Raw genomic sequence first — 7,700 nt, forward strand, 5'->3', positions numbered from 1 at the left:
GCCGCGGGCGGCGACGCCGATGCCGCGCCGCAGCCGGGATCGCCGGCCGTGGCGAAGGGCGCGAGCGGGGCGAAGCAGGGCGCGGCGCCGCATACCGCCGCACCGGCCGAGACGGGCGCGACCGCACTCTACGAGAACCTGACGACGTGGAACTTCGGCAAGCTGCCCGAGCTGCTGGAGATTCGTCGGCGCGGCCAGACGCTGTTCGGCTATCCGGCGCTCGTCGATCGCGGCACGCACTGCGACGTCGAGGTGTTCGATTCGCCGGAAGAGGCGGCGCGGATCCATCGCGCGGGGCTGCGCCGGCTGTTCGCGCTGCAGCTGAAGGAGCCGATCAAGTATCTGGAGAAAAACCTGCCGGGCCTGCGCGAGATGGCCATGCAGTACATGGCGCTCGGTACGCAGGACGAGCTGCGCGATCAGCTGATCGCCACCGCGCTCGACCGCGCCTGTCTGCAGGATCCGCTGCCGGACGACGACGCGAGCTTCCACGCGCGCCGCGACGAGGGCAGGAGCCGGCTGAACCTGCTCGCGCAGGAAATCGCGCGGCTCGTCGGCCAGATCCTGGCCGAATACGCGGGCCTCGCGAAGAAGCTTGCGCAGGCGAAGCCGTTCGCGGCCGCCTGCGCGGACATGCAGCAACAGCTGTCCGCGCTGGTCGGCAAGCGTTTTGTGATCGACACGCCTTACGTCCAGCTTGCACATTTCCCGCGCTACCTGAAAGGGATCGCGTTGCGGATCGACAAGCTGAAGGCCGATCCGGCGCGCGATTCGAAGCAGCTCGCCGAATTGCAGCCGCTCGTGCAGCAGTACCAGCGCGCGGTGTCGCAGCGCGGCGGCGTCGCCGACCCGCGGCTCGCGGAATTCCGCTGGCTGCTGGAAGAGCTGCGGATTTCGCTGTTCGCGCAGGAACTGCGCACGCCGATGCCGGTCTCTGTCAAGCGCCTGCACAAGGTGTGGGAGTCGATGCAGCGCTAGGCCCGCCGAAAGGCCTGGCGCTGCCGGGTTCCGGTGCGATCCGATTCCCCGCTTTCGTCAACCGGCGGGGCGGGTCGCGCGTTCTACTATGACAGTTGTTCCTCGACGTGAGTCTTCATGCGCACTTTCCTCTCCTTCGGCCGCGGGCTCGCGCTGGCCGCCGCCGTGCTGGCGCCCGCCGCCCACGCGAATAATGATGTCGTCGTTCTCAATTCGGCCGAAGCGACGCTGTCCCTGATCGACCCGCAGACTCACCAGGTCGTCAGCTCGATGCCGACCGGCAAGGAGCCGCATCACCTGATGGCGGCGCCCGACAATTCGTCGCTGATCGTCGCGAATTCGGTCTCGAACAGCCTGATGTTCCTCGACCCGAAGACGGGCAAGTTGCAGCGCACCGTCGAAGGGATCGAGGATCCGTACCAGCTCGGTTTCTCGCCGGACCACAAGTGGTTCGTTTCCACCGGCCTGCGCCTCGACCGCGTGGATATTTACAGCTACGACGGTCACGACCTGAAGCTCGTCAAGCGCGTGCCGCTCGCCGTGATGCCGAGCCATCTCGCGTTCACGAAGGACAGCAAGACGGTGCTGGTGTCGCTGCAGGTTTCGGGCGAGATCGCGGCGATCGACCTGGCGACGCAGACGGTCAAGTGGAAGATGCCGGTCGGCAAGGTGCCGGCGGGCCTGTGGCTCACGCCGGACGACAAGTACCTGCTCGTCGGCATGACGGGCGCCGACTATGTCGCGGTCGTCGACTGGCGCAACCAGAAGGTCGTGAAGACGATCCCGACCGGCAAGGGCGCGCACAACTTCCGCTCGCTCGCCGACGGCACGCATGTCGCGGTGACGAACCGGGTGGCGAACACGATCAGCATCATCGACGAGAACACGCTGACCAACGTCGGCGACATCACCGGCCTGCTGCCCGGCCCGGACGACATGGAACTGTCCGCCGACAAGAAGACGCTGTGGGTGACGTTCCGCTTCGCGAAGAAGGTCGGCGTGATCGACCTGGCCACGCGCAAGCTGGTCCAGACGATTCCGGTCGGCCGCTCGCCGCACGGGATCTACTTCTACGACCGCGCGCCGTGGAAGGCGGCGAACGGCGCGTGACGGGCAGGGGGCCACGATGCTGCACCTGATCGATACGTTCGTGTCGGATATCCAGACATGGCTGTACATCGACGTCGTGCAGCCGCTTCTCTTCAGGTTCAACCTGATGGACTACGACGAGGACACCTACGACGCGCTCTACTGGGTGATCGTGGGGGCGCTGCAGATCGTCGCGATGTTCGTGCTGCTGCGTCCGCTCGAGGCGCTGCGCCCGGTCGAACGGTGGAAGGACCGCGGGGCGGTGCGCGTCGACGTGATCTACACGCTGATCGCGAAGCTCGGCATCTATTCGCTGTTCTTCTTTTTCGCGCTGCAGCCGCTGTTCGACAAGGTCCAGGGGTGGCTGCGCCTGCACGGGGTCGCGAATCTCAACCTCGATACGCTCTGGCCGGGCGTGACGTCGCAGCCGATCGTCGCGTTCGCGGTCTATCTCGTCGTGCTCGACTTCGCCGGCTACTGGTATCACCGCTGGCAGCACAAGTTCGGCGTCTGGTGGGAACTGCATGCGGTCCATCACAGCCAGCGGCAGATGTCGCTCTGGTGCGACGACCGCAACCACCTGATCGACGACGTGCTCCAGTCGTGCTTCTTCGCCGTGATCGCGCTCGTGATCGGCGTGTCGCCGTCGCAGTTCGTCGTGCTCACCGCGCTGACCAATTTCGTGCAGAGCATTCAGCACATCAATGCGCGGCTGCCGTTCGGCCGGTTCGGCGAGCGCCTGCTCGTCAGCCCGGCGTTCCACCGTCGCCATCACGCGGTCGGCTACGGCCACGAAGGCACCAAGTACGGCTGCAACTTCGGCGTGCTGTTCCCGTGGTGGGACATGATGTTCGGCACCGCGTCCTGGAATCGCACGGTCGAGCCGACCGGCATTCGCGAGCAGATCGAAGGCCGGTCGTACGGCGACGGCTTCGTCGCGCAACAGGCGCTCGCGTTCGTGCGGATCTACCGCCGGCTCGTTCCCGCGAAGCGCGGCACGACGGCATCCGCCTGAACGATACGCCCGCCCGCCAGTCTCACCCGACGCGGCCCGCATGCGCTTTGGCGCGTGCGGGCCGCGTGGTTTATCCTTTTCCCGTTTTCTCACGTCGAAGCAGGCTTGCATGAACGACTTGCTGCGTTCCTTCGTCCGGGCATTCGCGAGCGCGCTGCACCCGCGGATGCTCTGGCTCACCGTCATGCCGTTCGTCGTCTCCGCCGTGGTGTGGGGCGTGCTGCTGTGGTTCAGCTGGCAGCCGCTCGTCGACGGCGCGCGCGCCGCGCTCGACGGTTTCGCGCTGACGACGGCGATCTACGCGGTGTTCGACGCGCTCGGCCTGCCGCAGCTGCATGCGGTCGTCGCGCCGTTCCTGGTCGTCTCGCTCGCGATTCCGCTGATCGTGCTGACCGTGCTGCTGCTGATCGCGGGGCTGTCGATGCCGGTCGTCGTCAAGCATCTGTCGGCCCGCCAGTTTGCGGCGCTCGAGACAAAGAAGGGCGGCACCTTCGTCGGCAGCGTCGTCAATTCGCTGTGGACGGCGATCGCCAGCCTCGTGCTGCTCGTCGTCACGTTGCCGCTCTGGCTGATCCCGCCGTTCTTCGCGCTGTTGCCGCCGCTGATCTGGGGCTGGGTCACCTATCGCGTGATGACGTACGACGCGCTGGCGGAGCACGCGAGCCGCGACGAACGCCGCGCGCTCGTGCAGCAGCATCGCTGGCCGCTGATCGGGATCGGCGTCGCGACCGGCCTGCTCGGCACGGTGCCGACCTTCATCTGGGTGTCGTCGATCTGGATGATGGTGCTGTTTCCGTTCGTCGCGGCCGCGATGATCTGGGTTTACGCATTCATTCTGGTGTTCTCGGCGCTGTGGTTCGGCCACTATTGCCTGCGCGCGCTCGAGGACTTGCGCGCGGCGCCGCGCGCCACCGCAATCGACATGGAGCAGGCATGAGTATCGGCATTGTCATCATCGGCGACGAAATCCTGTCCGGCCGCCGGCAGGACAAGCATCTGGCGAAGGTCATCGCGCTGCTCGGCGCGCGCGGGCTCACGCTGGACTGGGCCGAGTACGTCGGCGACGATACGGCGCGCATCACCGAGACGCTGGCGCGCACGTTCGCGTCGGGCGACATCGTGTTCTCGACAGGCGGAATCGGCGCGACGCCGGACGATCACACGCGGCAATGCGCGGCCGCCGCGCTCGGCGTGCCGCTCGAACTGCATCCGGAAGCGAAGCTGCTGATCCAGGAGCGCATCCGCGAAACCCACGCCGATCCGGACAAGCCGGTCGACTTCGCGTCGCCCGAGAACCAGCACCGGTTGAACATGGGGGTGTTCCCGCGCGGCGCGACGATCATTCCGAACGGCTACAACCGGATTCCGGGCTTCTCGGTCGGCAACCATCATTTCGTGCCGGGCTTCCCGGTGATGGCCTGGCCGATGATCGAATGGGTGCTCGACACGCGCTACGCGCATCTGCACCACGCGACGCCGCATGCGGAGCGTTCGCTGTATGTGTTCGAGCTGCCCGAGTCGACCCTGACGCCGCTGATGGAGAAGATCGAGCACGATTTTCCGGGCGTGCGGGTGTTCAGCCTGCCGAGCGTCGGCGATGCGGAGCGGGGCGGGATCTTCGCGCGGCGACATATCGACCTCGGTGTGAAAGGCGAGCCGGAAGCGGTCGCGGCCGCGTTCGTGAAGCTGCGCGAAGGCGTGCATCTGCTCGGCGGCGACGTCGTCGAGCCGGAGGCGCCGCGGGTCTGAATCCGGGCGTCCAAAAAGAAGCGGGCCGCATGATGCGGCCCGTCATCGGCATGTCATCGGCCGCCGCGACGATCGCGGGGACGGTGCTGCCCGCACCGGTGCGCCGTCAGGCGCCGATCCACGGCAGTTGCCGGTAGCACCAGCCGTCGACGGTCTTGCGATGGCCTGCCGTGTCCTTCGCTCCCTCGAAGCCTTCGAGCAGGTCGTACGCTTTCGTGTAGCCGGCCTGCGCGGCGGCGGCCGCGGCGAGTTTCGAGCGGGCGGCGCTGCGGCACAGGAACAGCACCGGCGCACCGGGTTCGACGGCCGACTTCAGCTGATTGATGAATTCGGGGTTCGGCGCGCCGCCGGGATAGCGGAGCCATTCAAGATGCAGATACTGATTGTCGGCGACGAGCGGTCGGCCGACCCAGTCGAGCTCGGCGCGGGTGCGCACGTCCACGAGACGCGCCGACGGGTCGAGTTGCAGCAGTTCGAATGCCTCGGCGGGCAGCAGCGCGCCGGCATAGTGCAGCGCGCCCTGTGCGCGCCGTTCGCCGGCCTTCGCGTGAAGCTGTTCGAGCGTACTCATGGCAGAAGGTCTCCGTATCGGTCAAACGTGCATTTTAGCGTGGCCCGCGCACCGCACACGCGCTCACCAAAACGGTGCAAAATGACGCGAATGCACCAAGACAAACCTTCCAAACAGCTTGGCATCGCCATGCGCACTATTTAGGTGCATTTGATGGCTCGCCGGATGCATGCCAGTCACCGACATTGCGCGGCGACGCCCCGTCGCGGCGAGGCTCGCGCGATTTGCGCCGGTTTGGCGCATGCCTGGCACGGAAGCTGCTTTATAGATTTCGGTCGCATCGGGGCGCGCTGCGCCAAAGTCTCGCCCCGAGCAGTTCGATAAACGAGGCGGTCCCAGTCCGCCGGTATTGTTCAATCAGGAGAAGAGGTTATGAGTAAAACCGTCGCCGACGTCATGCAGCTCGTGAGGGACGAGGACGTCAAGTTTGTCGATTTCCGCTTCACGGACACGCGTGGCAAGGAGCAACACGTGTCGGTGCCGGTTTCGGCGTTTGACGAGGACAAGTTCGAGAGCGGTCATGCGTTCGACGGCTCGTCGATCGCCGGCTGGAAGGGCATCGAGGCGTCGGACATGTTGCTCATGCCGGATCCGAATGCCGCGTTCATCGACCCGTTCTACGAAGAGTCGACGCTGGTGCTGACCTGCGACGTGGTCGAGCCGGCGGACGGCAAGGGCTACGAACGCGACCCGCGTTCGCTCGCGAAGCGCGGCGAAGCGTACCTGAAGAGCACGGGCCTGGGCGACACCGCCTACTTCGGTCCGGAGCCGGAATTCTTCATTTTCGACTCGGTGCAGTGGAACATCGACATGTCGGGCTGCTTCGTCAAGATCAACTCGGAAGAAGCGCCGTGGTCGTCGGGCAAGGAATTCGAAGGCGGCAACACGGGCCACCGTCCGGGCACGAAGGGCGGCTACTTCCCGGTCGCGCCGGTCGACACGTTCCAGGACATGCGTTCGGAAATGTGTCTGCTGCTCGAACAGCTCGGCATTCCGGTCGAAGTGCATCACCACGAAGTGGCAGGCCAGGGCCAGAACGAAATCGGCACGAAGTTCTCGACGCTCGTGCAGCGCGCCGACTGGACGCAATGGTCGAAGTACATCATCCACAACGTCGCACACTCGTACGGCAAGACGGCGACGTTCATGCCGAAGCCGGTCGTCGGCGACAACGGTTCGGGCATGCACGTTCACCAGTCGATCTGGAAGGACGGCCAGAACCTGTTCGCGGGTAACGGCTACGCCGGCCTGTCGGAATTCGCGCTGTTCTACATCGGCGGCATCATCAAGCACGCCCGCGCGCTGAACGCGATCACGAACCCGACGACGAACTCGTACAAGCGTCTGGTTCCGCACTTCGAGGCACCGGTCAAGCTGGCGTACTCGGCACGCAACCGCTCGGCATCGATCCGCATTCCGCACGTGTCGAACCCGAAGGGCCGCCGTATCGAAACGCGCTTCCCGGATCCGATGGCGAACCCGTACCTGGCTTTCACCGCGCTGATGATGGCGGGTCTCGACGGCGTGCAGAACAAGATCCATCCGGGCGAAGCGGCCGACAAGAACCTGTACGACCTGCCGCCGGAAGAGGATGCAAAGATCCCGACCGTCTGCGCGGGCCTCGACCAGGCACTGGAAGCGCTCGACAAGGATCGCGAATTCCTGACGCGCGGCGGCGTGTTCACGGACGGCATGATCGACGCGTACCTCGCGCTCAAGGAACAGGAGCTGGCGAAGTTCCGCATGACGACGCATCCGGTCGAGTTCGAGATGTACTACTCGCTGTAAGCGGCGATGGCGCTTCGACGCTTCGGCGGCCGACGCGCCTCTTCGTCCGCCCGCTTCCGCCGCGCAATCCCGGGCGGAAGCGACGCATTCTGAAAGGGGACGGCGCCCAGCCGTCCCTTTTTTGTTCCGCGGCATTCACACTTTTACGCGCGACACGCACGATGGTTCTGAAGAATCTGATCAAGGCGAAGACGGGGCAGCCTGAGCGTCTGACGGATGACGAGAGGCTGGCGCGCTCGGGGCTGCTCGCGGGGCTCGAGGCGTTGCCGTCGGTCGTGCTGGTGCTCGATCGCAAGACGCTCAGGATTGCGTTCGCGAATCCGTCCGCCGAGGCGATGCTCGACATCTCGCGCCGGCAGCTCGCGCAGCGGCCATGGGGCGAGATTTTCCCGAACGCGAACGAGCTTGCCGCGACGATCACCGCGATCGGCGAGGAGCGCTTTCATGCGACCCAACTCGACACGGTGCTCGACCGGCCCGGCCGCGAGCCGCTGCACGTGCACGCGATCG

General features: G+C 65.9%; 8 protein-coding genes. 7 read left to right on the forward strand and 1 reads right to left on the reverse strand.

Annotated features, from left to right (window positions below):
• The 5 genes from KH616_RS18330 to KH616_RS18350 all read left to right on the forward strand — a co-directional run.
• Window positions 1-978 (forward strand): DUF3418 domain-containing protein (locus KH616_RS18330; protein WP_292249102.1); only part of this gene is annotated, 978 nt, incomplete at its 5' end.
• A 117-nt stretch (window positions 979-1,095) separates the two neighbouring features.
• Window positions 1,096-2,088: a beta-propeller fold lactonase family protein gene (locus KH616_RS18335; protein ID WP_292249105.1), complete on the forward strand. Its 993-nt coding sequence runs from the start codon at window positions 1,096-1,098 to the stop codon at window positions 2,086-2,088.
• 16 nt (window positions 2,089-2,104) lie between these two features.
• Entirely contained in the window at window positions 2,105-3,082 is a 978-nt protein-coding gene (locus KH616_RS18340) for a sterol desaturase family protein (RefSeq protein WP_292249107.1), read from the forward strand.
• Between the two features lie 109 nt (window positions 3,083-3,191).
• On the forward strand, window positions 3,192-4,019 hold the full coding sequence (locus KH616_RS18345) for an EI24 domain-containing protein (RefSeq protein ID WP_292249110.1): 828 nt from the start codon (window positions 3,192-3,194) through the stop codon (window positions 4,017-4,019).
• On the forward strand, window positions 4,016-4,831 hold the full coding sequence (locus tag KH616_RS18350) for a molybdopterin-binding protein (protein WP_292249115.1): 816 nt from the start codon (window positions 4,016-4,018) through the stop codon (window positions 4,829-4,831). Before KH616_RS18345 ends, KH616_RS18350 begins: the two co-directional genes overlap by 4 nt.
• Before the next feature lie 106 nt (window positions 4,832-4,937).
• On the opposite strand, the gene KH616_RS18355 is transcribed toward KH616_RS18350, so the two are convergent.
• Entirely contained in the window at window positions 4,938-5,402 is a 465-nt protein-coding gene (locus KH616_RS18355) for a rhodanese-like domain-containing protein (RefSeq protein ID WP_292249118.1), read from the reverse strand.
• Window positions 5,403-5,774: 372 nt separating this feature from the next.
• Between KH616_RS18355 and glnA the strand changes: the two genes are divergently transcribed.
• Window positions 5,775-7,190 (forward strand): type I glutamate--ammonia ligase, encoded by a 1,416-nt coding sequence (gene glnA / locus KH616_RS18360; protein ID WP_292249120.1) that lies wholly within the window; start codon window positions 5,775-5,777, stop codon window positions 7,188-7,190.
• Between the two features lie 161 nt (window positions 7,191-7,351).
• Window positions 7,352-7,700, forward strand: a 349-nt coding sequence (locus KH616_RS18365; protein ID WP_292249123.1) for a PAS domain-containing protein, incomplete at its 3' end; no start/stop codon positions are given.

Source organism: Burkholderia sp. (assembly GCF_018375725.1).
Lineage (GTDB): Bacteria > Pseudomonadota > Gammaproteobacteria > Burkholderiales > Burkholderiaceae > Burkholderia.